Raw genomic sequence first — 25869 nt, forward strand, 5'->3', positions numbered from 1 at the left:
GACGAACCGCTGGTGTTCGGGTTGTCATGCCAATGGCATTGCCCGGTAGCTACGTTCGGAATCGATAACCGCTGAAAGCATCTAAGCGGGAAGCGAGCCCTAAGATGAGTCATCCCTAGGAATTTAATTCCTCTAAAGAGCCGTTCGAGACTAGGACGTTGATAGGCATGGTGTGTAAGCGTTGTGAGGCGTTGAGCTAACATGTACTAATGACTCGAGAGGCTTAACCATACAACCCAGATGGGTTTTGCTAAGCGAACTTAGACAGAATATCGACACTTGATAAAGTTAAAGACTCAAAAAATCAGCTTTCCGAATTATTATTAGCGTGAGCCAGCGATGGACACGGTAATAAACAGAATTTGCTTGGTGACAATAGCCTTGTGGAACCACCTGATCCCATCCCGAACTCAGAAGTGAAACGCAAACGCGCCGATGGTAGTGTGGGGTCTCCCCATGTGAGAGTAGGTCATCGCCAAGCGCCTAATTATCTCATTGAGATGCAACGAAGCCAGCTGAATAAGCTGGCTTTTTTGCGTCTGCAATTTGTAAAATCGTCATTTAAAGACCAATGCTATATAGCATTATTCTATTCATTTTAGTTTTGGTTCTTCTGCTAGTTCTTTACATTTTTTCCTTCCTTTATTTCAGACTTTTATACTCTAAGTTGATTATTTACATGAAGATCTCGCTTAGTTTGATAAGTCCTTTTGCTTAGTGGTTAGTTTCCCGTTAGCATACAAAAATATTAATTTTTTTGTTAACGGCCATCTGTTGCCTATGCTTCGTAAGCTTTCGCTCGCGGTACTGCTTCCTCTTTGTATGCTGACCCTATATTTAGTGTTGGTTATAGGCGAGTACCTGTTCGAAAGTGACCAAGTTAGGGCTGAACTTGCGCAGCGACAGTCGGCTTTGATAAAGCAACAGTTGTTCCGCATGCAGAATGTGGTTCAATCGGCGCAAGCTTTACAGGATGTAGAGCGGATTGAGCAGGAAGTTTCCTTAGCTGCGCTGGATATGGGCACTATGGTGTATATCTTGGTTGATGCTGAAAGCCGTATTCGTTTTGCTAATCATACTGTGTGGCGTGATAGCAATGCGACTCAAGTCATCGATGGTTATGATGCAGACCTTCACCGCTCTGTGGTTCAAGCTTTTCTTCCGCAGATACTCGTTAATCTCGAGCGTTTAACTATTCAAGCATATTATCCCGTTCTTCCCCAGTATGGTGGGGCTGTTGATTTGATTTATCTTGAAGCCGATTTAGCCCCTTTAGTTGCCGAAGCTTCTGCTAAGTTGCAGCAACGTTTTATGCGGGTTTGGGGCCTTGGCGGATTATTGCTGATTGGCTTTACCTTTATTTTATATTTCCTGCTGATCCGCCCATTCCAAATGTTGAGCGAGGCAGCTAAGCAGGTAGGTACTTCTTCCTTTTCGACATCGATACCTTGGAGTTCATCTGAAGTTTTATCTTTGCAAGCCAGTTTGCAGCAGGCACATGAGCGTTTAAGTCGGGCAGTTAAACAGCTGAATGACAGTGAATTGCGTTGGTTATTTGCTGTGGAAGGTTCGCGTAACGGTATTTGGGATTGGGACATCAGTACGGGGGAGGTTTTTCTTTCTGATCGCTGGAAAGAGATGATTGGTTATGCGCCTGATGAATTGGCTGGAGTATTCCAGACATGGGAGACGCGGCTACATCCCGATGATAAGCAGATTGTGTTAGATGCTTTGCAGGAATACGTTAGCGGAAAGAGTAAAGAATTTGAAAGTGTTCACCGCTTACGCCATAGAGATGGCCATTATGTGTGGGTGTTAGACCGCGGTATGTTAGTTGATTGGGATCCCCAAGGGCGCCCGACTCGCATGATAGGCATTCATATGGATGTGTCAGAAAGCGCGAAGAACCATGCTGCAATTACTGAGCTTGTAGATCAATCGGTTGTCGGTCGCAAGATGTTGCCCGATGTCTTTATGGGGCGCTTATCGCAATTTTTAACCCAAGGTAATAGTTCGGGGCAATGGGGAGCATTGCTGCTCGTTGAGGTGGATCGCTTAGGATTGGTCGCCACTTTACATTCCCATGAATTAGAGCGCTTGTTAACACAAATCGCGGCCCGTTTATCGAGTTATTTCACTGAAAATATAACGGTCGGTCGATTAGAGTCTGGTAATTTCGTTTTGCTTGCTAAAGATTTAGCGGCAGATGCGTCAGCCGCTGCTCGTCGTGCTTTAGCCCTTGCGAGTGAGTTAAGGCAAGTGATTGCTCGACCATTCCATTACGGTAATCATCACTTTGAGCTTAGCGCGTGTGTGGGGATCTGTTTACTCGATAGTATAGAAACCTTAGATCCTGCTTTAGTCATGCGTCGTGCCGAGTTGGCAACGTTAAGCGCTAAGCAAGCAGGTCAAGCTGGGTGCGCTTTTTACCATGCTGAAATGGACTTTCGCCAGAGCCGTGATGAGCTGTTGCAACAGGAATTACAAACCGCATTACAACAAGATAGCTTAACGTTAATGTTCCAGCCTGTGATCAATGCGACCAGTGAACTTGTCTCTGCTGAAGTGCTCACGCGTTGGTATCGTGCTGATGGAGAGTTTATTCCGCCAGCTGAATTTGTGGCATTAGCAGAACAAGGGGGAATTATTGCTGAGCTTGATCTTTGGGTGGCTAAGCGGGTGTGTCTGTTTATTCAGAAATCGCGGGCTCAAGGAAGAAGTTTGCCTCCTTTGACTCTCAATATCAGTGCATTCTCATTTGGTCAGGCAGATTTTGTTGATGCATTCGTTGGGTTAGTTAAGGAGCATGGTATTGTGGCTAATCAACTGGGTATTGAGCTCAATGAGGCCGCATTTTTAATGCAACCACAGTTTGTGGATGAGCGTGTCTCTAAGTTAGTTGAAGCAGGTGTAGGTATCATCCTCGATCATTTCGGTTCGGGCTTGAGTGCCTTGAGCTGCTTAGCTAATCAGCCATTAGTTGCGGTTAAATTGGATATGAGTTGTATTGATTCATTAACCACAATGCCAACAAAAGTGAATGTACTTATTACCTCTGCGCGGCAATTCAATTTGAGCGTTGTCGCCAAAGGTGTCGAATCATCCCAACAATATCAAGCTTTTGTTGAACTTGGCTGTGATGGCTATCAGGGCTATTTATTCAGTCGAGCCTTAAACCAAGCGGACTTTATCCAGCTTGTTTGTCCTCGTCCTTTATTGCGTAGCGTTTAAAGAAGTCGAGAGCATAGTTTAAGGCTTGGTTTCGGCAGGCGTCTTTTTCCATAAAAATCTCATGGGCGGCCCCAGCGATTACTTTCAATTGGCAATGGGTACTCACGGCGAGATTCTGGGCCGCATTATCAACAATCTTATCTTCACTCGCTTGCAGTATCAGTATCGGAGTGCGAATTTGTGCCGTTGCCAGTACGCAAGTATCTGCCGCATCTAAAGATTCAGTCAACCAACGGTTAGTGGGTGAACCGAGTTGTAACTTAGGAGCAGCATCATACAATTCTCGGTAGGCTTGGTATCGGCTTTGGCTGTGAGTTAGCTCATTCCCTTTGAATGGAACAGGTTTATAGTTTTGTCCTGCAAGTACATAATTAGGCTCGCCACCATTGAGTGTGGTATCGAGTTTACTGGCTAACCAGCGTACGAACGCTTTTGGCATAGGTAATTTAATGCCATACATGGGCGCTGAAAATGCCGCGGCGGTAAAAATATCGGGATGCTGTTTGAGATACAAAGTGCCAATCGCGCCACCCATTGAATGGCCAAGTAGCATGAGTTGTTTGTCGTTTTGTGGTAACACTATCTTCTGCATAAATAGTGCAAAATCATCAATATAATCATTGAATCTTCGCACATGGCCCATGTGTGGATTGATTGTCATACGATCTGACAGCCCTTGGCCACGGTGATCTATGGCATAAACAGAGTAACCTTGTTGGTATAAGTCGAAGACCAATTCTTGATACTTTAAATAGGACTCGACTCGGCCACTGCTGAGAACGATTGCGGTATGCGCTTGGGGATGTTTGACCATCATATAGGCCAGCGTGACGCCGTCGGCAGAGGCTAGCGTGTCTTGAACAACGCTTTGCCAGAAGGCTTGCTGCTCTGAGGTATTTAAATCGTGTTCAGTCGAAAATGTCGCTTTGGCTTGGCTCATACTCAGTCGCAAATCATTTGGCTTGAATGGTTTGTTAGAGTGTAACAGACAACCATGGGAGTCTGAAAATACCGACTCCCATGAATTTCATTAACTTAGCGTGTCGCCTTTTTCGCTTCAATAAAATCATTGATTTGCTGTTCGAGGATCGACATAGGTACAGAGCCATTTTCGAGCACAGCATCGTGGAATGCACGAATATCAAATTTGTCGCCGAGTTCCTGTTCTGACTTGGCACGTAATCGTTTGATTGTTAACTCACCAATCTTGTAGGACAAGGCTTGTCCTGGCCACGAAATATAGCGGTCAATTTCGGTAGTGACATTGTGCAGTGATAGTGCGGTATTGCTGGCCATAAAGTCGATGGCTTGTTGACGACTCCATCCTTGGGCGTGCATGCCAGTATCTACGACTAAACGGGCCGCGCGCCACATTTCATAGGTTAAGCGCCCAAAGTTACTATATGGATCTTGGTAGAAACCCGCTTCTAAACCTAAATATTCGCAATATAACCCCCATCCTTCACCAAAGGCAGATATATAGCCATAACGACGGAAATCTGGGAGTGAGGTTAGCTCAGAGTTGAGTGATATTTGCACATGATGACCAGGTACGGCTTCGTGCAAGGTTAAGGCTTCTAGCTCGTAGAGTGGGCGCTTATCCAATGCATAAGTGTTGACCCAGTAGTAACCGGGTTCATCATCGCTGTTCGATCCTGAATATCGCCCAGTGGTGTATTTCGGTGCAATTTCGGCGGGCACTGGCGCTATACCATAGGGTTGGCGTGGGAGTTTGCCGAAGTACTTAGGTAGCATGGCATCGGCTTTTTTGGCAATAAATGCCGCTTCTTTGAGTAACTGCTCGGCACTGGTGGTGTAGAACTGGGGATCGGTCCGCAGGAAATGTAAGAAGTCGGCAAAGTTGCCTTTAAAGCCAACGGACTTGATGATTTGCTCCATTTCTTGGCGGATACGTTGTACTTCTTTTAAGCCCAGTTCATGCACTTGCGTCGACGTCATATTCAAGGTCGTATAATAACGTACCCTATTCTCATAAAATTCTGCGCCGTTAGGTAAACTACTGGCCGCGATATTTTCCCGTGCATTGGGAATGTACTCTTTAGTCATGAAATCATAAAAGTTTTGGTACAGAGGTAGAACTTTTTGCTCAACTAAAGCGCGGCCTTCTTGGGTCAGCTGAGTTTTTTGTGCCTCAGTGAAATAGCTGGGATATTGAGTAAAAGGTTTGAAATAACTGCTCTTTTCAACAGGGACGATATAAGCACTGATACTGTCTTCAAAGCCATTGAGTGTTACTTTTGGCGGCGTTATTCCCTCGGCTAATCCTTGTTTTAGCCAGTGGGTTTGCTGGGCGAAATAGGTAGGGAGAGTATTGAGTTTGGCAATATAGTTGCGGTAATCCTCAAGGGTGCTGAATCTTCCCTGTGCGATTGACGTGATATAAGCGTGGAAGCCGCTTTCCGCCGTAATGGGCAGGTAATAATCCTTGAAACGATATAGGTCGACATCGTTTTGGATCTGATCTTCCAGTATTTGAGCGTTAATCTTATCTTCTTTACTCAAACTGCTGCGGTCGAGTACTTTGAGCTGCGCTAGTACTGCGATTTGACCTTGATTAAGCTTAGCGAGCGCGGCTGGCGAGAGATCCGCTAATTTTCCTGCTGCACTGGCATCGCCCATGCTGTAAGCCATTTCAGGACTCGCACTGAGCTGTAATTGCCAGCTTTGGTCGATAATCGCTTGCAGCGCGGGAGCGATTGGCTCAACTTGCGACTGTGCTGCTGATATTGTCTGTGCCGATGGGGTTTGAATATTTTTTGTGGTTTGAGTGGCACTGCAGGCGCCTAATGCGCATATCAATAAACTGGGGGTTAAGAGTTTATGCATGTTAGATCTCTGATATTTTCTTTGTTATTGAAGTCATTATGCCTGATGAATGCGGCCGTTCCTTGTATGGATATTAAGCAGAATTGTGACTGAATGTGAATTTAAATGCGTTTAGCGCATAAATGCCCCCGAAAATGCGTGTTAAACTTAGTGTCCGCCCGCGACCAAATAACAAAAGCATTGGCTGGGTAGTTCAAATAGGGGTTAAATATGATTGATACATCCATTCCATTGGTGGATCTGCATCGTCACCTAGACGGTAATGTGCGGGTAAATACCATTTGGGAACTAGGACACCAACACGGCATTGCGCTACCTGCCGATTCTTTAGAGACGCTCGCACCTTTTGTGCAAATTCAGGGGAAAGAAACTAGCTTAGTCGCCTTCTTAAAGAAGCTCGATTGGATGGTTGCCGTACTCGCAGATTTGGATGCGGTTAAACGCGTCGCCTATGAAAACGTTGCCGATGCGGCGTTATCTGGCTTAGATTACGCTGAGTTACGTTTTAGTCCTTACTATATGGCGATGAACCATAAGTTACCGATTGAAGGCGTAGTTGAGGCGGTAGTTGACGGCGTTAAAGCTGGCTTAAAAGACTATAACGTGAAGATCAATTTGATTGGCATTATGTCACGTTCATTTGGTCAAGCTGCTTGTACTCAAGAACTTGAAGGCTTACTCGCCCATAAACAACATCTCGTGGCTATGGACTTAGCCGGTGATGAATTAGGCTTCCCTGGCGAGTTATTTAACGATCACTTTAAACGTGTTCGTGATGCTGGCCTTGCGATTACGGCTCACGCCGGTGAAGCTGCGGGTTCACAAAGTATGTGGCAAGCGATTCAAGAACTTGGCGCAATTCGAATTGGTCATGGGGTGAATGCGATTCACGATCCTAAGCTGATGGAATATCTTGCTAAGCACCGTATTGGCATCGAATCTTGCCCAACCAGTAACTTGCATACTTCTACAGTCGCTTCTTACGCTGAGCATCCTTTCAGAACCTTTATGGATGCAGGCGTGTTGATAAGCCTAAATACCGATGATCCCGGTGTGAGCGCTATCGATATTAATCATGAGTATCGTATCGCCAAATCTGAACTCAAGTTAACCGATGCTGAGTTAGCGCAGGTGCAACGTAACGGCGTTGAAATGGCATTTTTATCGGACAGTGAGCGCAAAGCACTCTATGCCGCTAAGGCATAAGTCGATTCTGAGTCGTTACTAAAAATAGCCAGAAATAAAAATCCGACTCTAGAGTCGGATTTTTTGTGAGCGTTTGCTAGTGCAGCAATAAGCGTTTTAGATCACGCGTGAGAACTGTTGCTGACGCGCTTTTTGACGATAGTAAAGATCGAAGCACATACAGATATTGCGGATCAATAAACGGCCTGTAGGGCTGATAGTGATCTGTCTGTCGACGATTTCAACTAACTTATCATCGATAAATGTCTGCATTAACTTAAGATCTTCCGCGAAATAGGTTTCGAAGTTAATCCCCAGTTTCTCATCAATTTTCGCCATATCCAGTTCGAAGTGGCAAATCAGCTGTTTAATCACTACACGGCGGATTTCATCGTCACGGTTTAGGCTGCAACCTTTCCACAAAGCATGGCCTTCCTTATCTATGGCCTCATAGTAAGGGCGGATATCTTTCTGGTTTTGCGCATAGCAATCGCCAATCTGACTGATGGACGATACGCCAAGACCTAACAAATCGCATTCTTCTTGGGTGGTATAACCTTGGAAGTTGCGGTGCAGTCTGCCTTCGCGCTGCAACTTGGCTAACTCGTCATCGGGTTTAGCAAAGTGGTCCATGCCGATATATTGGTAACCAGCGCCAGTTAAGGTCTCGATAGTTTGGTGCAGCATTTCGAGTTTTTGTTTTGGCGAAGGTAAATGCTCGTCTTTGATCTTACGTTGAGCGGCAAAGCGCGCAGGTAAGTGAGCATAGTTAAATACCGACAGACGGTCAGGCGATAAATCTAAAACGCGCTGCATAGTGACGGCAAAGGTTTCTGGCGTTTGGTGTGGCAAGCCATAGATTAAATCTATGTTGGTCGATACAAAACCCATGGCTTTCGCTTTGGCCATTAAGTCGAAGATAAATTGCTCGTCTTGTTCGCGATTAACGGCAATTTGCACTTCTTTATTGAAATCTTGTACGCCGATGGAGATCCGGTTAAAGCCCGCTTCTTTCAACGTGTCGAGCATTGACAGCTCTATCTCGCGAGGATCGACTTCAATCGAGTACTCGCCTTCTTCCGCAAAGTTAAAGTTAGCTTTAATCAATGACGTAAGTTTAAGAATCTGCTCAGGATTTAAGAACGTAGGTGTACCGCCGCCCCAATGCATTTGGGTCACACTGTAATGTTTGAACAGGGGCGCACGTTTGATAATTTCTTGGCTTAAATATTCAATGTACTGATCGGCTTTGTGTTGGTGGCGGGTGATGACTTTATTACAGCCGCAGTAATAACAAAGCTTGGCGCAGAACGGGATGTGAATATACAGCGACAGTTTATCGCTTTTGCTATTTTCAATGGCCGTCAGCAGGTTTTGTTCGGTGAATGTGTCATCGAACTCTAATGCCGTTGGGTAAGAGGTATAACGGGGACCGCTGTAGTTATATTTTTCGATCATCGACTGATCCCAGCTAATCTGAGTGGGCTGCTTCAAGGCGTGTCCTCCGTGGGTAAATTAGCAACAAGCGAAGTATGCAAGGTTCTTAAGTAAATAACCTTGATCTAGGTTGTAAAAATGACGTCTGTCTTTTTAGAAGTTACGCAATATCTATCAAAAAAGTACGCTTGTCTGTCGATATTTGGTGGTTTTGTGCGCAGGCTCACGGGAGTAAGGAGGGTAAGATTAGTACGGGTTTTATCGAGATGACCTCAAAACCACAATATAAGTGGTCTTGAGGTATAACAATGAGCGGGTTTAATGCATCGCTTTGGCTTGGTAATCCGCCAGCTTTTTCGCATCATCACTAATGCCTTGCTCTAATGCCGCTTCGGACTTCATTCTGATCAAGTCTAACTTCATCCTTTCTTGCTTAGGCAAGGCTTGGCGAGCATCCATGATGGGATGATCTTTAATTAGCTCAAAGTGTTTGAATAATGAAGGGTAATCGGGAGCCACACGCTCACTTAATGACAGGATTTCAAATAATCGCCCAATCCTGACCACGCCTTCAGAGATCTCACAGCGGTCTTCAATCATGGCAGTGGCGATATAGCGGATATCATCTAAAACTTGGGCACGTTTTGCATTCGCCGTGACTTCACGCTCGGTTTGTTCGGCCTGCTGACGCTTTTTTTGCTGCTTGAGTTTTAGGATTAAGAAGGTGGCGTAGCTACTAAGCGCTACTATGATGATAAAACCGAGAATAATGATAGTCGTAGACACAAAGACTCCTTATATGAATGGCATAAGGAGCCACAGCTAAAAACTGAGTTCCCTATGCCTTAGCACTGAGAGGTTAGAACTTGTCTTGATAATCTTTTAGTAAGTCAGCGCCTGATTCGAACTTGTCGAACAACTCATCGTCAGACAAAGACTTAGCAGGTGATGAAGGTGTGTCATCATCCATATCGTCGCTAATGCCCAGTTTAATCATCAGAGCTTCAATCTTATTTAGCTGTTGATCTAACCACTTTTGGTCAACCTCGTTGAGGTCGCGGCCTTCTTCAAGCATATCTAACAGCTGATTTAGTCTTGGATCTTCTTCCAGTTTCAGCAGTTTTTGCTCGTCAGTCAGCTTAGCTTGTTTTACTTTTGGCTGAGCGGCTTTATCTGTTACCACTGCCGCAGGAATTGCTAAAGCCACAGGCTTTTTACTGCCATGACGCGGGTCTTTTTTCTTAGCGGCCTGCTGTTGCGGCGCTTGCGCTAAAATTAAGCTTTCGTTATGACGACTACCTGATTTATTGCCAGAATCTTTACGTTTGCCAGTCGCTACAGCGCGATCTTGCTTCTTCACTCTTGGCTGTAACTTAGGGCTGTTCTCGCCGCCCTTGCGTGTTTTCTTGCTACGAGACATGGTCTTCTCAATTATTTACAACGTATGGCCTTGCAGACTAAGGGTGAGCTTGTCTACAAGGTGCGAAATTAGGCCGAGTGTTATACCAGATTATGATGTTTTTTGCATCAAAACGAGGTCCTTTGCGGCAAATAATAGTTCAAAATCGCTATTGTTTGCGAGGTACTCGAAGGTTTGTCGCTGATAAAAGCTCACATGGGTGAGGTTGTTCTTATAATGCCACTTAGCAAAACCATCTAATTCAGTCAGTAATGGTGTGCTTATCGCTAACCAACCACCAGAATGCAGTAGCCGAGAGAGCAAAGTCCACTCTTTTATAGGGTTTTGAAAATGCTCAAATACCCGATAACAGCAGATAAAATCATACTCTAGCTTTAACACGTCATGATTAGGGGCAAAAAAGGGATCATATTGATTTAACTTGTGGCCCGCATTTTCTATGGTCGTCAGGCTCTCATCATCGAGTATGCGGCCAAAATTCAATCCTAATAAACAGCCCGCTTGTTGCTGCTCTAATTGCGCTAACAGCGGCAAAATAAATTGCGATAACTGTTTTTGCTTCGACGCTATGCGGGAACGACCGTATCTTTGCTTCTCTGCCGCGGGGGGTAAATGGCTATTCGCATCCGCAAAGGTTAACTCACATGTCTTGCAAACATAAAAACTCCGCTTTTTATCTTGATGAAGGAGTCGTGTCTGACTGTTATGACAAAGAGGGCATCTGGGCATTGAGTCTGCTGAAGTGGTTATTAAGGCTTTGATTGTACCAATTATATTGGTTGAGTGCACATTTTAGACACTAATGGGGTGTTACAAAAGAAAAAAGGCGGCAGTTAAACTGCCGCCTTACAAAGGGTGCTTTAGCACCTTATCCTGATTCCAAGTATCCATACTTGCTATGCGACTTTCCCGGTCGGTATCCTTCTTTTTTTTACTGCTTTCCCTGCATTATTTTTGTTAATGGTCTTCCAGACACTTTATTTTTTTCTGTCGCCATCCTGACTACAGTTTCCGTAGATGGTCTCGCGACACATCTTTTAAAGCATCGTCATCATTGACGTCGAGTTAACCATCCATGTTACTTAAGTACCTTCCTGTGATAACAAGCATCCAGCTAGTGCATCCTAAGCTTATCGCTTCCTTTGCTACAGATTACATCATGTAAACTATGTCCTGATGGGGCAAGTTACCCTGAGTGTAAGGTGTTTTGCTAGAAGCAAATTGGCGTTATCGGCCATCCCTTACAAAATTGTGCTGACCTGGATTTCAAGTGGAAATCACGACTCTTGTTATTATTAGAGAGTGGTCTTAAGTATATTATTGTTATTGAGTATCTTTATTCTTATATCTTGAACGTTAATTATACCGAAACCTGTAAGTTATTATTAATCTTTTTGTACAAACAGATGGGTTTATCTCGGTACGGGGCTTATTAAACCGAAATCTGTGATCTATGTCAAGCACGAATCTTTGCAGTTTACGTCCACGTCAACTTTGGGGTGTAAAAAAAGGGTGACAATACACCCTTCTTTTCACTCGCGAAGATTACTTCAGGCTAGAAAGATACTTTGATAGCGCGTCGATATCGCTATCATTTAGTTTTTTAGCCACATCTTGCATCATGCCATTCAAGTCATTATGGCGGCCCGCTTCACGGAATTTTGTCAGCTGGATCTTGATGTAGTTTGCGTGTTGGCCTGCCAGCGTTGGAAAACCTGCAAGCTCAGCGCCTTTACCATCTGGGCCATGACATGCCATACAAGCGGTAATGCCACGAGAAACATCACCACCCTTGTAAAGTTTAGCGCCTAACTCAGGAACATCTTTTGCTTCAGCCACTTGGATTGCTTGGCTAGAAAAATATGCGCTAATGTCGAGAATATCCTGATCGCTTAGAGGCATTGCCATGCCACTCATGATAGGATCCATACGACCATCTTTACCGCCAGTTTGTGCTGCGCTACGGAAATCATGTAGTTGCTTTTGGAGGTAAGTGGCGTGTTGGCCCGCAATTTTGGGGTACATATCGATCATACTGTTACCGTCCATACCGTGACAGGCCGAACAGACAATGATTTTCGTTTTTCCCGCTTCAGCATTACCTTCAGCAATCGCAGGTGAAGATATGGCGGCAATTACAACAGACAGCGCAAGAGCTAGCTTTTTCATGGCGTTCCAACTTCTGGTTAAATTATTATCCTGAGCTTACTAGGGTGACCCGCAAGCGTGGTAAAATATGATTAATGTGATCGGAGTAATATTTTACACGAAAACGTGGGAAAGTAAGTAATTCTTCATAAATTATGGTATTGCGTAGAAAAATTTCGGAGTAAATAGTGACTGAATCTCGTATAGATTTTCGTAGGGCAAAGTTTTTAATCAGTGCACCTGACATTGCACATTTGGATCAATATCTGCCCGGCGATGTTGGAGTTGAGATTGCATTTGCTGGCCGCTCTAATGCAGGAAAGTCTAGTGCACTCAATGCATTAACTGAGCAAAAAAGTTTAGCAAGAACCAGTAAAACACCGGGCCGTACTCAACTAATTAACGTATTTGAGTTAGATGCTCAGCGTCGTTTAGTTGACTTGCCTGGTTATGGCTTTGCGCAAGTCCCACTTGCGTTGAAAAATAAATGGCAGCAAGCATTGGGTGAATATTTGCAAAAACGCGCTTGTTTAAGTGGCGTGGTTGTCTTGATGGATATTCGTCATCCATTAAAAGATCTCGATATGCAGATGATTGAATGGGCAGTTGCTAGTGAAATTCCAGTATTAGCTTTGCTAACGAAATCAGACAAATTAGCCCAAAGTGCTAAGATGAAAACCGTAAATGAAGTGCGTCTCGCACTAAGTGAGTTTGGCGACTGGGTGCAAGTTGAACCCTTCTCATCACTTAAAGGAACCGGTAAGCCTAAAGTGTTGGCAATTCTTAATGAATGGTGTCATCCACAGTGGTTGACTGATGAGTTAGATGCAGCGAATAACGCTGAATAATATCGCCTGTTTTGGTGTACATGGTAGAATTTGACTGTGTATACCTCCTCTTTGTTTTTACTGCAATTTTTTCTCTTTTGTTCAGTCTCATTCCCATCGGTTATTCGTTAATCTCAGGCAAAAAAATAGCCGATGATATTATCATCGGCCAAAAATATTAGCTCTTTTGGGGAGAAGCTAAATTCAACAAGACTCAAGCACCATCAAATTAGCTTCAATGGTTCTCAATGAAACTAGCATACAACCAATTCACTCCTTATTAAAGTAAATACTCTAAAATTTACTTTAAGTCTGAAAAAAGAGCAAAAAAAAGCCTCAGCAAACAAGTTGCTGAGGCGCCAGAATTTGGCTCATCACTATAAGTGAAATAAAGGTCTGAAAGATAGAACATCTTAACCTCTGTACCCTACGCAGAGAATATTACTCTATTTATCTTTAAATGGAAAACAGTTTTTTCAAAAAAGAGGTAATTATGTGCGCTTGATCTCAGGTTGTGAGTGATAAAACATCTCAAATTGATCCTAAAATTTCAGTGAAAATGGTTAATTGGCTGATTTAAAGAGAAAACTCGAAATTTATATACAAAAGTGATCAATATTTGAGATTTGATTTTTTACTCTAATCCTGACCTAAGATTTTGGTGTACGCGTGAGAGAACAACCGTTATGGCATTCTTGAGCATATATGGCTGACTTGAATGCAGTTTCAATTCGAGTAAATCACACCTTTTAATATCCATCTGCTGTGGCAGTGTATCGATGAACTCTACTGCCAAATGTATCAGGTAAAGATTGTTTGGCTGTGAGTGAATCATTTTCTGCCGATGAAGTTTGTCTAACTTAACGAGCTTATTTGTATTGTGAAAGGGTTATTTATGCTGAGTGATGAAAAGGACTCTGTATTGATGTTCTTAGAGGCGATTAAGACGGGAGAGAGCTAATCTGAGCTCAAAATATTGAAGTCAGATTAGCTTTATTTTCAGTTAAATCATATTGATAGTGTTCTTCTGGATATTACTGAGATTAGTGGGCTTCATCCCAGTTATCACCAATGCCTGCTTCGGCAAGCAGTTCAACATCGAGATTAGCTGCTTGCGCCATCAAGGTGCAGATTGTCTTTTTAAGTGCTTCAGCTTTATCCGCATCGACTTCAAACACTAATTCATCGTGAACCTGCATGATCATAGTGATTTCGCCTTGGGTTTCTGTTTTGATCCACTGGGCAATATTGATCATGGCCTTTTTGATGATGTCGGCAGCCGTACCTTGCATTGGAGCGTTAATCGCCGCACGCTCAGCACCTTGGCGGCGCATCGCATTTCGATCACGGATTTCGGGCAAGTAGAGGCGACGACCAAACAGAGTTGACACATAACCTAAGTCAGCAGCACCCGCCCGCGTTTCTTCCATATAACGTAATACGCCAGGATAACGGGCAAAGTAGGTATCGATATAGGTTTGTGCTTCATGGCGTGGGATATCAAGCTGACGCGCCAAACCAAAGGCTGACATGCCATAAATTAAGCCGAAGTTAACCGCTTTGGCACGGCGGCGTTGTTCTGTGGTGACTTCATCAAAGTCGGTACCAAATACTTCTGCAGCAGTGGCTCTATGAATGTCTTTGCCCTCGGCGAAGGCTTTGAGTAAGCCTGCATCTTGGGATAAATGGGCCATGATCCGTAGTTCGATTTGCGAGTAGTCGGCGGCCAAAATTTTACGGCCTGCTGGGGCGATAAAGGCTTGGCGAATACGGCGACCTTCTTCGGTGCGAATCGGAATATTTTGCAGGTTAGGTTCGCTTGACGATAAGCGACCTGTTGCCGCATTAGCTTGATGATAGCTAGTGTGTACGCGACCCGTTTTGGCGTTGACCATCAGTGGCAGCTTATCGGTGTAAGTACTCTTTAACTTAGATAGACTTCGATGCTCGAGGATCACCTTTGGCAGTGGGAAATCTAAGGCTAATTCGACTAATACTTCTTCCGCGGTCGATGGCGCACCCTTTGGGGTCTTTTTGGTGATCGGATAACCTAGCTTTTCATAAAACAAGACTTGCAGTTGCTTAGGTGAACCAAGATTGAATTTTTCACCGGCAATGTCGTAGGCTTTTTCTTCTAAGGTATCGATTTTACGCGCCAGTTCATCGCTCTGTTGGCCGAGTAACATACTGTCGATTAATACCCCTTGACGTTCAATGTCCGACAACACTTGGATTAGCGGTAATTCGACTTCGGTAAACATGGCGGCAAGTTCGGCTTCTTTCTCGAGTCTTGGCCATAAATGTTGGTGTAAACGCAGTGTGATGTCAGCATCTTCTGCTGCATAAGGTGCAGCCGTCTCTAGCGGGATTTGGTTGAAGGTCAGCTGTTTTGCACCTTTGCCAGCAATTTCTTCAAAACTGATATTTTTATGGCCTAAATACTTGAGTGCTAAACCATCCATGTCATGGCGCGAAGCCACTGAGTTGAAAACATAGGATTCGAGCATAGTGTCGAAAGCGACGCCCTGTAGTTTGATCCCTGCATTGGCTAAGATACTGATGTCGTACTTAAGATTTTGACCGACTTTCTTCAGTTTCGGATCTTCAAGCAACGGGCGTAGTTTTTCTAGCGCGACGGATTTATCGATTTGAGTCGGCGCGCCAACGTAATCATGGGTCAAAGGCAGATAAGCGGCTTTTCCTGTCTCAACGGCGAAGGAAATCCCGACTAATTCGGCCACCATGTAATCTAAGCTGGTGGTCTCAGTATCGACTGCCATTAAGTCGGCTTGTTTAAGCTTAGCAATCCAAGTGTCTAATTCGGCTTCGGTGAGAATGCAGTCGTACTGTGTTTCAATCGCTTCGACTGGAGATGAGTCTTCTTGCGTTTCTGTGGATGCCGCATCAATTGAGGTATTTGCCGTCATTTTATTATCTAAGACTTCGGCTAACCAACGTTTAAACTCCATCTCGCCGTAGCATTTTATCAGTTCATCTTTGTCTGCTGGCATGATGGTAAGTTCGTGCCAATCTTGCTCAAGTTCGACATCGGTTTTGATGGTGGCGAGTTCGTAAGAAAGCTTGAGCATGTCGGCATTTTCAATGATTTTCGCCGCCATGGTTTTAGAACCTCTAAAGCCGAGCTCGGCGACTTTTTCGGGTTCCGCTAATAAGTTACTCACACTGCCGGCTCCCGTGAGCATAGCGAGCGCCGTTTTCTCACCTACGCCGGGTAAGCCTGGAATGTTGTCGGCCTTGTCGCCCATCAGCGCGAGTAAATCTATGATACGGTCTGGACCGACACCAAATTTGGTGACGACTTCTTCTGGGCCCATTATGGTGTCTGTCATGGTGTTGATGAGCGTAACGTTCTCATCCACTAATTGCGCCATGTCTTTATCGCCTGTGCTGATAAGTACGGCACGGTTTTCTAAGCTGGCTTGGCGGGCAATAGTACCGATCACGTCATCGGCTTCGACGCCGGAAATTGAAATCAGTGGTAAACCTAGTGCGCGAATAATGCGATGCAAGGGTTCGATTTGCGAACGTAGATCATCAGGCATAGGTGGGCGCTGTGCTTTGTATTCGCTGTACATGTCATTGCGGAAGGTTTTTCCCTTGGCATCGAACACGACTGCGATATGGCTTGGTTGATAACGGGTCAGCAAGCTGCGTAACATATTCACTACGCCATAAACGGCACCGGTTGCTTCGCCCTTTGAGTTTGTCAGGTGAGGAGGCGCATAATAGGCGCGATACAAATAAGAAGATCCATCCACAAGCACAAGTGGGTTTTTAGCGACGGTTGGCATAGGTATTTTTCGTTTATCGATGACTTAGATGGCGCTAAGCATGCCACAGAAGCACTATTTCAGCCATGGCAAAATGACTCCCAGCCTGTGGATAAGTCTGTGAGTGAAAAAGTCAACTGAGAATAATGGCGATGATTACGGCTTAGTGCGATTTTTTTAAGTTGTTGTTTTTTATGTTTATAAAAGATTTGTGTGAGTTCAATACTGTTTCTTAAAAAATCTTCCCAATTTGTGGATTTTTTATTGACTCCGTAAAATACATCTAAGGATTGGCTTAATTTTCGGCACTCGTCAGATTCGACGAATTAAGTTAGCACGATTTTTAATCAGATCAACTAGTTTGTTTATGGTTTGTTAAAACTTAATGACATAAGAAGGATATTTTTAATGAGAAAAGTCGCAGTGTTACTGAGTGGATGTGGTGTTTTCGATGGAACAGAGATACATGAATCGGTTTTAACGCTTTTATGCTTATCCCGATCAGGGGCTCACTACCAGTGTTTTGCACCTGATATCAAACAGATGCATGTGGTAGATCATCTCACTGGCGAGGTCGATGCTGCCGCAAGTCGTAACGTGCTGGTGGAGTCGGCGCGTATCGCCCGTGGCGAAGTCAAAGCGACTACAGAATTAGATATCGCCGAATTTGATGCCTTGATCATTCCCGGTGGCTTTGGTGCGGCGAAAAATCTGTGTAACTTTGCGACGAATGGCAGTGAGTGTGAAGTGGAACCGCTGGTGACTGATTTTATCAATGAGTTCATTCTGGCGAAAAAGCCCGTTGGTTTTATCTGTATTGCTCCTATGATGATCCCGCGTTTATATCCCCAGGGTGTAAAAGGCACTATCGGTAATGATAGCGATACTGTCGCAGCGTTTAATTTGATGGGCGGTGAGCATCAAGTTGCGACAGTACATGAGATAGTCGTGGATGAAGCGAATCGCATTGTCAGCACTCCCGCTTATATGTTGGCTGGTAATATTGCTGAAGCGCATTCAGGCATCGAGAAGCTAGTCGTTAAGCTACTAGAAATGACTGATCAGAGTTAGTTTGAGCTGTTTGTAGAGGAGTGAAGCGAGTCATGAACCAAGATAAATTTCAGGATTTATCTTGGTTCACAATATTAGATTGAGTTATTAGATTGAGCTCGAGGATTTGCGGCTATCAAATAAACCTTGGGCTAAACCTATGAGTAAGCCGCCAATGTGGGCACCATTAGCAACCGAAACCCCTAGAATATCTGTGAATCCCAATGCCAACCATATCATCATAAAGCCCATATATGATGGTGGGAAATCTATTCCTGCTGCGGGTTTACGTATACCCATGATCCAAGTGTAACCCACCACTGCATACACAACGCCGGACAGCCCGCCAAAGTTAGGTCCACCGACATAATATTGGATAACGTTTGGCAGAGTTCCTGCGACAAACAGCAGGATGAGTAATGGTGCAGTACCGATACGGGTTTCGATTTTACCGCCTAAATACCACCACCAGAGCAAATTAAAGATGACGTGCATGGCTGAAAAATGCAGCAGGCTCGGTGTAAAAACACGCCAGAACTGGCTGAACTCTGAATGAGGTACTGCCCCAAAATAGGACAGTGCTTCGTAGGTTTGGTTGGCGAATCCTAAGTTCATCGCCGCAAAAATGAGTACGCAAACCGCAAATACGATCAGCGTGACTGGGCCTGCGCCAGTAATAAATTGGGTGAACAACTGCAGCGAAGGGGCACCATAATCGAGTTTGGTTTGGGTATCGCCGTGTTCCCATGAGGCTTGCAGATATTTATTGTCGTAAGGGTGAGCAATAAAGTGGGCAAACTCTTTGCGTGCTTGCTCCACATCTTTGTCATGGATAACCAGAATGGCGACGCCTTGCTCCAGCGGCTCAATTTGGCAGTCAATGTCTTCCCCTTTGAGGTAATCGACAAATGCCTGCGCGGCTCTGCTGTTGGGGAGTCTGCCAATTTCTATCATGCATTCGCCTCATGCCAAGCGCTATAGCCACCGTCTAGGCTGTAAACGTCATCAAAACCTTGTTCGCATAAATATTGCGCCGCATTTTGGCTGCTCATGCCGTGATAACAAACCACCACGAGTGGGCTATCCATATCGGCTTGGCTAATAAATTGCGCTAGGTTTTCGTTATTCAGGTTAGTTGCACCTGCAATATGGCCGTTGGTGAAGCTATTGCCATCGCGGATATCGACGATTTGCACTGGCTGTGCTTCGGTCATTTGCAGCAATTGATTAACGCTTAAGTGTTTAAAGGAAGACATAATAAAACCTGACAAAGCTAAGAGATGGAAATCAAGATGGGATAAGTGTGCAACAAGGGGCTGCGAGTGTACAGCCCCTATCTAGGTAATGCTCTGGAGGATTAATCCCAGCTGAGGATCACTTTACCCGATTGGCCCGAGCCCATAGCGTCGAAACCTTGTTGGAAATCATCAATCTTGAAGTGGTGAGTGATGATAGGTGAAATATCTAAGCCTGATTGGATAAGACTGGCCATCTTGTACCAAGTTTCGAACATTTCACGGCCGTAGATGCCTTTAATGACCAAACCTTTGAAGATCACTTTGCTCCAGTCGATGGCCATTTCACCACTTGGAATACCGAGCATCGCGACTTTGCCGCCGTGGTTCATGGTATCTAACATGGCGTGGAAGGCCGATGGTACGCCAGACATTTCTAATCCAACGTCGAAACCTTCGGTCATGCCCAGTTCTTTCATCACGTCTTTTAGGTTTTCTTTTGACACGTTCACAGCGCGCGTGGCGCCCATTTTACGGGCCAGTTCTAAGCGGTATTCGTTGACGTCGGTGATCACCACATGGCGAGCACCTACGTGACGACATACTGCTGCCGCCATTATGCCGATGGGACCTGCGCCGGTGATCAACACGTCTTCACCGACTAAATCGAAGGATAATGCTGTGTGCACAGCGTTACCAAAGGGGTCAAAGATTGAGGCTAAATCATCGCTGATATCATCAGGGATTTTAAAGGCGTTAAAGGCAGGGATAACTAAGTATTCCGCAAATGAACCTTCACGATTGACACCCACGCCAGAGGTGTTACGGCATAAATGGGTACGGCCTGCGCGGCAGTTACGGCAGTGGCCACAGGTAATATGACCTTCGCCAGACACTCGGTCTCCAATCTTAAAACCACGAACTTCTTGGCCTATATCAACCACTTCGCCTACATATTCATGACCAACAACCATAGGGACTGGAATGGTTTTTTGTGACCATTCGTCCCAGTTGTAGATGTGCATGTCGGTGCCACAAATCGCAGTTTTTTTAATTTTGATCAGCAGATCGTTGTGGCCCATCACTGGCTTAGGCGCATCGACTAACCAAATACCTTTTTCGGCTTTTAACTTGCTTAGTGCTTTCATTGTCTTAAGTCCTAAATAATGCCCATTTCTTTGGCAATACGGGTAAAGGCGGCGATCGCTTTGTCGAGTTGCTCACGGGTATGTGCCGCTGACATTTGCGTACGGATACGGGCTTGTCCCTTAGGAACTACTGGGAACGAGAAGCCAATAACATAAATATGTTCTGCTAATAAGCGGTTAGCAAAGTCGCCCGCCAGTTTCGCATCACCAATCATCACAGGGATAATCGCGTGGTCGGCGCCGCCTAGGGTAAAGCCTGCTGCTGACATTTGCTCACGGAAATAACGGCTGTTTTCCCATACGGCTTCGCGCAGGGCTTGGCCCGATTTGAGCATTTCTAACACATGGATAGATGCCGTCACGATTGATGGCGCTAATGAGTTAGAGAACAGGTAAGGACGTGAACGCTGGCGTAACCAGTCGATGACTTCTTTTTTACCCGAAGTGAAACCGCCCGATGCGCCGCCTAAGGCTTTGCCTAAGGTGCCTGTGATGATGTCGACTCTGTCCATCACATTGCAATATTCGTGCGTGCCACGGCCGTTTGCGCCAATAAAGCCTACCGCGTGAGAGTCATCGACCATCACCAGTGCGCCGTATTTATCGGCTAAATCACATACGCCTTGTAGGTTAGCAATCACGCCGTCCATCGAGAATACGCCATCGGTGGCGATCAAGATGTTACGGGCGCCTGCTTCTTTCGCGGCGATCAACTGAGTTTCTAAATCGGCCATGTCGTTGTTGGCATAGCGGAAACGCTTTGCTTTACATAAACGTACACCGTCGATGATAGAAGCATGGTTTAACGCATCAGAAATAATCGCGTCTTCTGCATCTAACAAGGTTTCGAATAGACCTGCGTTCGCATCAAAACATGAAGAGTAAAGAATGGTGTCTTCAGTGCCGAGGAATTCGCTCAGGCTAGCTTCTAGCTTTTTATGTATGTCTTGGGTACCGCAAATAAAACGTACTGATGCCATACCAAAGCCGTGGCTGTCTAAACCCTGTTGGGCGGCTTTGATTAGCTCGGGGTGATTCGCTAGGCCTAGGTAATTATTCGCGCAAAAGTTAACAACTTCTTGGTGATTAACTTGAATGGCAGTCTGTTGTGGTGAGGCAATAACACGCTCGCTTTTATATAAGCCTTCGGCTTTGATGTCTGCAAGCTGTTGATTAATCTGTGCGTAGAATGAGGTAGAGGCCACCTGATATCTCCTTAGTTAACTTTATTCTGATTTTGGGAGTGGCGGCATTCTAACTCTAAACCTAATCGGCCTACAGCCTTTTTTTCATGCAGGTTCGTAAGATAAACGAGTTTAGGGCTAAAGTGGTTTTTACATTATAAAAACTAATGTGCAACATAAGCTTGCCACTGTTTGACTGAGTATTCTTTTAAGCGTTGTAGAGCTAAAACGGGTTCGCACTCAGTACTATAATTGCTTTGAGTTTAGTACTGAATGCGAGTTCCCAACATAGGCGTTTGGGATGTTGTTATAGGGATTCTTGACTCGCTAGCGCGTGGTAATGTTGCTCTAGGCGAGTAAAAGTCGCAACGGAAGTCGGGGTTGCATAGGCTTTGAAAATCATCAGCACCCTTAAAACGCCTTCATAAAGTGTCGCTTTAGTAATGGTTGACGTGCTGGATTGTGTGAGTTGATAACCAATCCAAAAGCTGACGATCATCTTAATGGTATCCGCCAGTGGCGTGATTTTGTCAGCATTGACACACAGAAATCCATCTTGTGTGAGTTTATGCAGCACATGGCTTGAACGCGTTAAGACTTGCTGCTGTGCGTGCAAATAGCGTTTTTTTAGTTCTTCATCGCGAGCGAGAATATCCGCAAGATTGGCGTACATGAAGCGGAATTGCCACAAGGTATAGAACATAGCATCGAAGTAGCCGATTAACAGTTCTACATCCACTTGCTTATCTTCATAGGGTTGGAAACCCGATTCGAGATGATTCTCATAGAGACTGAAAATACAGCGGATAATGTCTTCTTTATTGCGAAAATGGTAATAAAGATTCCCGGGACTCATATTTAAGTGAGCGGCAATGTGATTGGTGGTGATGTTTCTTTCGCCATGCTCGTTGAACAGTTCAAGACTGGCATAGATTATTTTGTCGCGGGTTTTCATAAGTTATCCAAATTGCTAGTGAACGCCACATAATTGATCAAAGAAAGCTAACCAACGACCGCCGAACTGCTGGTAAATTATCCCTAATTTGGTGCATATGCTAACATTGCCGCTATTCATCAGGCAAAACTCATAAGCACGTTTTTAATGAATCGTTTTCTCTATTCCACGATCTTATATTTATTATCCCCTTTGCTAATCGTCTATTTAGCATTTCGTGCTATTAAAAGCCCTGATTACCGCGGTCGTTGGGGGGAACGTTTTGGATTAACCCGACTTAAATCGACGGATGTACTGGTCCATTCTGTGTCTATGGGTGAAACGCTTGCGGCAATCCCATTGATCCGTTTGATTATGCAATCACACCCTGAGTTAAGCATTACGGTTACCACAACCAGCCCAACAGGGTCTGCCGAAGTGCGTAAAGCCTTTGGTGACTCAGTGCAGCATTGTTATTTACCCTTTGACTTACCTTGGTGTGTGCGGCGTTTCTTGCGCCAAGTCTCACCTAAATCTTGCATCATTATGGAAACCGAACTGTGGCCTAACTTGGTTGCCTTAGCGGCCAAGCGAGGTGTGCGCTTGATGTTGGCCAATGCACGTCTGTCGGCCAAGTCGGCGGCGCAATATGCTAAGCGTCCTAAACTCAGTCGATCTATGTTGCAACGACTCGATGTTATTGCGGTGCAGACTCGAGTAGAAGCGCAGCGTTTTATCGAGTTAGGTGTATCGCCAGATAGAGTGACAGTATGCGGTAGCTTGAAGTTTGATCTCAGTATTACGCCTGAGCGTTTAGCCAATGCCAAGCTGTTGCGTCAGACTTGGGGGCGTGAAACCTCGCCGATTTGGGTCGCAGGCAGTGTGCATCCTGGAGAATTTGACGCCATGCTCACCGCCCATAGGCAATTATTGGCTCAGTGGCCCGATGCCTTGCTGATTATTGCACCGCGTCATCCTGAGCAGTTTTCTGCTGTTGCTGAGTTTGTTGCCAGCCAAGGTTTTGAATCTGTTCGCCGCAGCGGTAATTTTCCTGTGGCGGCCACGACTCAAGTGCTGGTCGGCGATACCATGGGTGAACTTCTGACCTTTTATGGCGCCGCAGATCAAGCTTTTGTCGGTGGCACGCTGATCAATAATGGTGGCCATAATCCCTTGGAGCCTGTTGCTATGGGCGTGCCTGTTATGGTGGGACCGAACCATTGGGATTTTGCTCAAATTACGCAGATGTTGGCGGATGCTGGTGGGTTAAGGGTTGTCGCTTCGGCGGATGAACTTGCCGCTAACTTGATTGAGTATTTTGCTAAACCTGAGTTACGCCTGCAGGCGGTGAACGCGGGATTGGCTGTGGTTAAGGCTAATCGTGGTGCCTTACAGCGACAATTTCTTCTCGCGCAATCTTTAATAACCGCTTAATTTAACTGGATAATTTGTTTAGTGGTTCAGGCGCTTTGCATCGCCGTTTGGTAGCCCTGTATCAGTGATGACCAGTTATCAGCGGTGAAGGCAAGGTTTGGTAGCTTGCCTTGTTCTTTATTAAAGGAACGTAAAAGTCTGTCTAGATTCGATTGCTGCCATTGCGGGCTCGGTGTTTTTAACTCACCACGGTCGAAATCGATAAGATAAAACCGCTCTGGCGTTAAGGGTTCAGTTTGTGCGGGCTGGAACAGAATATTCTTGGCATTGAGGTCGGCGTGGTACACACCGCGCTGGTGGAATTGGGCGATAGTTGCTCCCAACGCTTGCCATTGCTCAGTGCTCATGACCCCTTTGCCGAGTTTAGCGACTAAATCTTCGGCGCCTTCGACCCGTTCGATAATGATATCGGCGCGGTAAAATAATCCATCACGCACTATGTTGGCGGCAATCGGTTTAGGTACAGCAAAATCTTCGCGATACAAAATGTCTAATAAGCGTAACTCACCCATGGCGCGGGTATTTTCGAGGCCAGTATAAACGTAAGCATCTTTGCTGAATTTCTCCATTAAGCCGCCACGCCAATAATGACGCAATACCCAATGACTGTGCTCAAATGCCACAAACCAAGTGGTGTAGCGGCCTTTGGATGAACCGACGACAGCATTTTTAGCCCGCCAAAAATCCACCGAGAACCACGCGGGATCGATATATGTTGGCGTATCTTGGCAAACTGCCATGTGACCTTGGGCGGTTTTTATGAGCTGTATCTGAGCATTCATCGGAGATTTGTTGACTTAAGCGTGGCACCTAGGGCCATTCTACATTAAGATCCTTAGCTTGCGCCAAATAACCTTAAGAGCTTTTAGCTTCAATCCCAATGAGTTTAAATCCCAATACCATGAATTCTCTTTGTTTGCTTCGCTTATCCGCTATCGGTGACGTCTGTCATGCCGTGGCTATGGTGCAGGCGATTCAGCGGCAATACCCCGAGCTCAAAATCACATGGGTGATCGGTAAACTCGAATATCAATTGTTGAAGCATTTACCCGGCATTGAGTTTGTTATTTTCGATAAATCTCAAGGATGGCGCAGCTATTTTAATTTGCGTAAGGCCTTAAAAGGCCGACATTTTGACGTGCTGCTGCATATGCAGGTTGCGCTGCGTGCTACCTTGGCTTCATTAGCCATTTCGGCAAAGGTGCGCATAGGCTTTGATCGTGCCCGCGCTAAAGAAGGTCAGTGGCTAGTGACAAATCACAGGGTTGAGCCCTTGGCCAAGCCCCATGTGCTCGAAGGATTTATGGGATTCGCTAAGGCGATTGGCGTTAACGATCTCACTCCTCAATGGCATATTCCTGTGCCAATTGCGGATACTGAATTTGCCCAGACGCAGATTAAAGACAATGAAAAAGTCTTTATCATTTGCGCTGCAGCCAGTAAGGCAGAACGTAACTGGTTACCAGAGCGTTATGCCGCCGTTGCGAGCCATGCGATTGCGAAAGGATTTAGAGTCATGCTTTGCGGTGGCCCAACTCAGCTTGAGAAGGATTTAGCCGAGCAAATTTTGCAGGCGTGTCCTTCTAAAATCGATAATTTAGTGGGCAAAACCAGTCTGACTCAATTATTGGCGCTGCTAAAACGCGCAAGATTAGTGTTAGCTCCGGATACTGGCCCTGCGCATATGGCGGTTACCCAAGGTACCCCTGTCATTGGTTTATATGCCCATTCCAATCCTGGACGCACAGGTCCGTATTTATCGCAGCAATATGTGGCGAGCGCCTATGATGAGGCGATAGCATCCCAACATAGTGGCGAAGTTAAGTGGGGAACTCGAGCCAAAGGCGAGCATTTGATGGCTTTGATCAGTGTTGAAGCTGTGATTGAGAAGTTTGAGTTAGTGGTTCAGCAGACACTCAGTTAAGGCTTGTTAGTATCGTGCATTCTTGTTCAGCACTCTTGAAATATCGCTGCATTAGCGGTGGGTATTCAGAATAT

General features: G+C 45.2%; 20 protein-coding genes and 2 rRNA genes. 8 read left to right on the plus strand and 14 right to left on the minus strand.

All coding sequences use genetic code 11. The annotated features are described in order from the left end of the window. From L5M17_RS16825 to L5M17_RS16835, 3 genes are all read left to right on the plus strand, one after another. Positions 1-231 (plus strand): 23S ribosomal RNA (locus L5M17_RS16825); the annotation flags it as partial. A gap of 134 nt (positions 232-365) precedes the next feature. Beyond that, a 5S ribosomal RNA gene (rrf, locus tag L5M17_RS16830) occupies positions 366-481 on the plus strand. Positions 482-780: 299 nt separating this feature from the next. Further along, a complete protein-coding gene (locus tag L5M17_RS16835; protein WP_263148602.1) occupies positions 781-3231 on the plus strand; it encodes a GGDEF domain-containing phosphodiesterase in 2451 nt (816 codons plus the stop codon). On the opposite strand, the gene L5M17_RS16840 is transcribed toward L5M17_RS16835, so the two are convergent. Next, positions 3188-4171, minus strand: a complete 984-nt coding sequence (locus tag L5M17_RS16840) for an alpha/beta fold hydrolase (RefSeq protein ID WP_198573810.1) — start codon at positions 4169-4171, stop codon at positions 3188-3190. The genes L5M17_RS16835 and L5M17_RS16840 overlap by 44 nt on opposite strands. 95 nt (positions 4172-4266) lie before the next feature. After that, positions 4267-6078, minus strand: coding sequence for a DUF885 domain-containing protein (locus L5M17_RS16845; protein ID WP_263148603.1), 1812 nt, complete (start codon positions 6076-6078; stop codon positions 4267-4269). A gap of 210 nt (positions 6079-6288) precedes the next feature. On the opposite strand from L5M17_RS16845, the gene add reads away from it, so the two are divergent. After that, positions 6289-7284 (plus strand): adenosine deaminase, encoded by a 996-nt coding sequence (gene add, locus L5M17_RS16850; RefSeq protein ID WP_263148606.1) that lies wholly within the window; start codon positions 6289-6291, stop codon positions 7282-7284. A gap of 96 nt (positions 7285-7380) precedes the next feature. Here add and hemN read toward each other — a convergent pair whose 3' ends face one another. The 5 genes from hemN to L5M17_RS16875 all read right to left on the minus strand — a co-directional run bounded on the left by hemN (position 7381) and on the right by L5M17_RS16875 (position 12289). After that, positions 7381-8757, minus strand: coding sequence for an oxygen-independent coproporphyrinogen III oxidase (gene hemN, locus L5M17_RS16855; protein ID WP_006084752.1), 1377 nt, complete (start codon positions 8755-8757; stop codon positions 7381-7383). Positions 8758-9018: 261 nt separating this feature from the next. Continuing rightward, complete coding sequence (locus tag L5M17_RS16860; RefSeq protein WP_263148608.1) at positions 9019-9486, minus strand: DUF2489 domain-containing protein; 468 nt, start codon at positions 9484-9486, stop codon at positions 9019-9021. 73 nt (positions 9487-9559) lie between these two features. Continuing rightward, positions 9560-10120, minus strand: a complete 561-nt coding sequence (yihI, locus tag L5M17_RS16865) for a Der GTPase-activating protein YihI (protein ID WP_105250763.1) — start codon at positions 10118-10120, stop codon at positions 9560-9562. 90 nt (positions 10121-10210) lie between these two features. After that, the gene (locus tag L5M17_RS16870) at positions 10211-10849 is read right to left on the minus strand and encodes a class I SAM-dependent methyltransferase (protein ID WP_198573806.1); all 639 of its coding nucleotides are present in this window, start codon (positions 10847-10849) and stop codon (positions 10211-10213) included. Between the two features lie 816 nt (positions 10850-11665). Then, entirely contained in the window at positions 11666-12289 is a 624-nt protein-coding gene (locus L5M17_RS16875) for a c-type cytochrome (protein ID WP_105250761.1), read from the minus strand. A 167-nt stretch (positions 12290-12456) separates the two neighbouring features. On the opposite strand from L5M17_RS16875, the gene yihA reads away from it, so the two are divergent. Then, positions 12457-13116 carry a ribosome biogenesis GTP-binding protein YihA/YsxC gene (gene yihA / locus L5M17_RS16880; RefSeq protein ID WP_006079362.1) on the plus strand — a complete coding sequence of 220 codons (660 nt, stop codon included), beginning with the start codon at positions 12457-12459 and terminating at the stop codon, positions 13114-13116. Positions 13117-14138: 1022 nt separating this feature from the next. On the opposite strand, the gene polA is transcribed toward yihA, so the two are convergent. Further along, entirely contained in the window at positions 14139-16907 is a 2769-nt protein-coding gene (gene polA, locus L5M17_RS16885; protein ID WP_263148609.1) for a DNA polymerase I, read from the minus strand. A 387-nt stretch (positions 16908-17294) separates the two neighbouring features. Here polA and elbB point away from each other — a divergent pair, with 387 nt between their 5' ends. Next, positions 17295-17957 carry an isoprenoid biosynthesis glyoxalase ElbB gene (gene elbB, locus L5M17_RS16890; protein ID WP_263148611.1) on the plus strand — a complete coding sequence of 221 codons (663 nt, stop codon included), beginning with the start codon at positions 17295-17297 and terminating at the stop codon, positions 17955-17957. Between the two features lie 87 nt (positions 17958-18044). Here the strand turns inward: elbB and glpG are convergent, their stop codons facing one another. The 5 genes from glpG to L5M17_RS16915 all read right to left on the minus strand — a co-directional run bounded on the left by glpG (position 18045) and on the right by L5M17_RS16915 (position 22458). After that, the gene (gene glpG, locus L5M17_RS16895) at positions 18045-18890 is read right to left on the minus strand and encodes a rhomboid family intramembrane serine protease GlpG (RefSeq protein ID WP_219235134.1); all 846 of its coding nucleotides are present in this window, start codon (positions 18888-18890) and stop codon (positions 18045-18047) included. Beyond that, positions 18887-19192 (minus strand): thiosulfate sulfurtransferase GlpE, encoded by a 306-nt coding sequence (gene glpE, locus L5M17_RS16900; RefSeq protein WP_006084745.1) that lies wholly within the window; start codon positions 19190-19192, stop codon positions 18887-18889. Before glpE ends, glpG begins: the two co-directional genes overlap by 4 nt. A gap of 101 nt (positions 19193-19293) precedes the next feature. Continuing rightward, positions 19294-20319, minus strand: coding sequence for an L-threonine 3-dehydrogenase (gene tdh / locus L5M17_RS16905; protein WP_012090660.1), 1026 nt, complete (start codon positions 20317-20319; stop codon positions 19294-19296). A gap of 11 nt (positions 20320-20330) precedes the next feature. Continuing rightward, on the minus strand, positions 20331-21524 hold the full coding sequence (locus L5M17_RS16910) for a glycine C-acetyltransferase (RefSeq protein WP_263148614.1): 1194 nt from the start codon (positions 21522-21524) through the stop codon (positions 20331-20333). 286 nt (positions 21525-21810) lie between these two features. Beyond that, positions 21811-22458 carry a TetR/AcrR family transcriptional regulator gene (locus L5M17_RS16915; RefSeq protein ID WP_263148616.1) on the minus strand — a complete coding sequence of 216 codons (648 nt, stop codon included), beginning with the start codon at positions 22456-22458 and terminating at the stop codon, positions 21811-21813. 147 nt (positions 22459-22605) lie between these two features. On the opposite strand from L5M17_RS16915, the gene waaA reads away from it, so the two are divergent. After that, complete coding sequence (gene waaA, locus L5M17_RS16920; RefSeq protein WP_263148617.1) at positions 22606-23871, plus strand: lipid IV(A) 3-deoxy-D-manno-octulosonic acid transferase; 1266 nt, start codon at positions 22606-22608, stop codon at positions 23869-23871. Positions 23872-23897: 26 nt separating this feature from the next. On the opposite strand, the gene L5M17_RS16925 is transcribed toward waaA, so the two are convergent. Then, positions 23898-24653, minus strand: coding sequence for a 3-deoxy-D-manno-octulosonic acid kinase (locus L5M17_RS16925; RefSeq protein WP_263148620.1), 756 nt, complete (start codon positions 24651-24653; stop codon positions 23898-23900). A 98-nt stretch (positions 24654-24751) separates the two neighbouring features. Between L5M17_RS16925 and L5M17_RS16930 the strand changes: the two genes are divergently transcribed. Next, a complete protein-coding gene (locus L5M17_RS16930) occupies positions 24752-25795 on the plus strand; it encodes a glycosyltransferase family 9 protein (protein ID WP_263148622.1) in 1044 nt (347 codons plus the stop codon). The last annotated feature ends 74 nt before the right edge of the window (positions 25796-25869 follow it).

This window comes from Shewanella sp. SW24 (assembly GCF_025653395.1).
GTDB classification, from domain to species: Bacteria; Pseudomonadota; Gammaproteobacteria; order Enterobacterales; family Shewanellaceae; genus Shewanella; species Shewanella oncorhynchi.

Bases quoted from the DNA above. Each gene is read 5' to 3' on its own strand.
- L5M17_RS16835 (WP_263148602.1), top strand. From the start codon at position 781: ATGCTTCGTAAGCTTTCGCTCGCGGTACTGCTTCCTCTTTGTATGCTG.
- L5M17_RS16840 (WP_198573810.1), bottom strand. From the start codon at position 4,171: ATGAGCCAAGCCAAAGCGACATTTTCGACTGAACACGATTTAAATACC.
- L5M17_RS16845 (WP_263148603.1), bottom strand. From the start codon at position 6,078: ATGCATAAACTCTTAACCCCCAGTTTATTGATATGCGCATTAGGCGCC.
- add (WP_263148606.1), top strand. From the start codon at position 6,289: ATGATTGATACATCCATTCCATTGGTGGATCTGCATCGTCACCTAGAC.
- yihI (WP_105250763.1), bottom strand. From the start codon at position 10,120: ATGTCTCGTAGCAAGAAAACACGCAAGGGCGGCGAGAACAGCCCTAAG.
- L5M17_RS16870 (WP_198573806.1), bottom strand. From the start codon at position 10,849: ATGCCCAGATGCCCTCTTTGTCATAACAGTCAGACACGACTCCTTCAT.
- L5M17_RS16875 (WP_105250761.1), bottom strand. From the start codon at position 12,289: ATGAAAAAGCTAGCTCTTGCGCTGTCTGTTGTAATTGCCGCCATATCT.
- polA (WP_263148609.1), bottom strand. From the start codon at position 16,907: ATGCCAACCGTCGCTAAAAACCCACTTGTGCTTGTGGATGGATCTTCT.
- elbB (WP_263148611.1), top strand. From the start codon at position 17,295: ATGAGAAAAGTCGCAGTGTTACTGAGTGGATGTGGTGTTTTCGATGGA.
- glpG (WP_219235134.1), bottom strand. From the start codon at position 18,890: ATGATAGAAATTGGCAGACTCCCCAACAGCAGAGCCGCGCAGGCATTT.
- glpE (WP_006084745.1), bottom strand. From the start codon at position 19,192: ATGTCTTCCTTTAAACACTTAAGCGTTAATCAATTGCTGCAAATGACC.
- tdh (WP_012090660.1), bottom strand. From the start codon at position 20,319: ATGAAAGCACTAAGCAAGTTAAAAGCCGAAAAAGGTATTTGGTTAGTC.
- L5M17_RS16915 (WP_263148616.1), bottom strand. From the start codon at position 22,458: ATGAAAACCCGCGACAAAATAATCTATGCCAGTCTTGAACTGTTCAAC.
- waaA (WP_263148617.1), top strand. From the start codon at position 22,606: ATGAATCGTTTTCTCTATTCCACGATCTTATATTTATTATCCCCTTTG.
- L5M17_RS16925 (WP_263148620.1), bottom strand. From the start codon at position 24,653: ATGAATGCTCAGATACAGCTCATAAAAACCGCCCAAGGTCACATGGCA.
- L5M17_RS16930 (WP_263148622.1), top strand. From the start codon at position 24,752: ATGAGTTTAAATCCCAATACCATGAATTCTCTTTGTTTGCTTCGCTTA.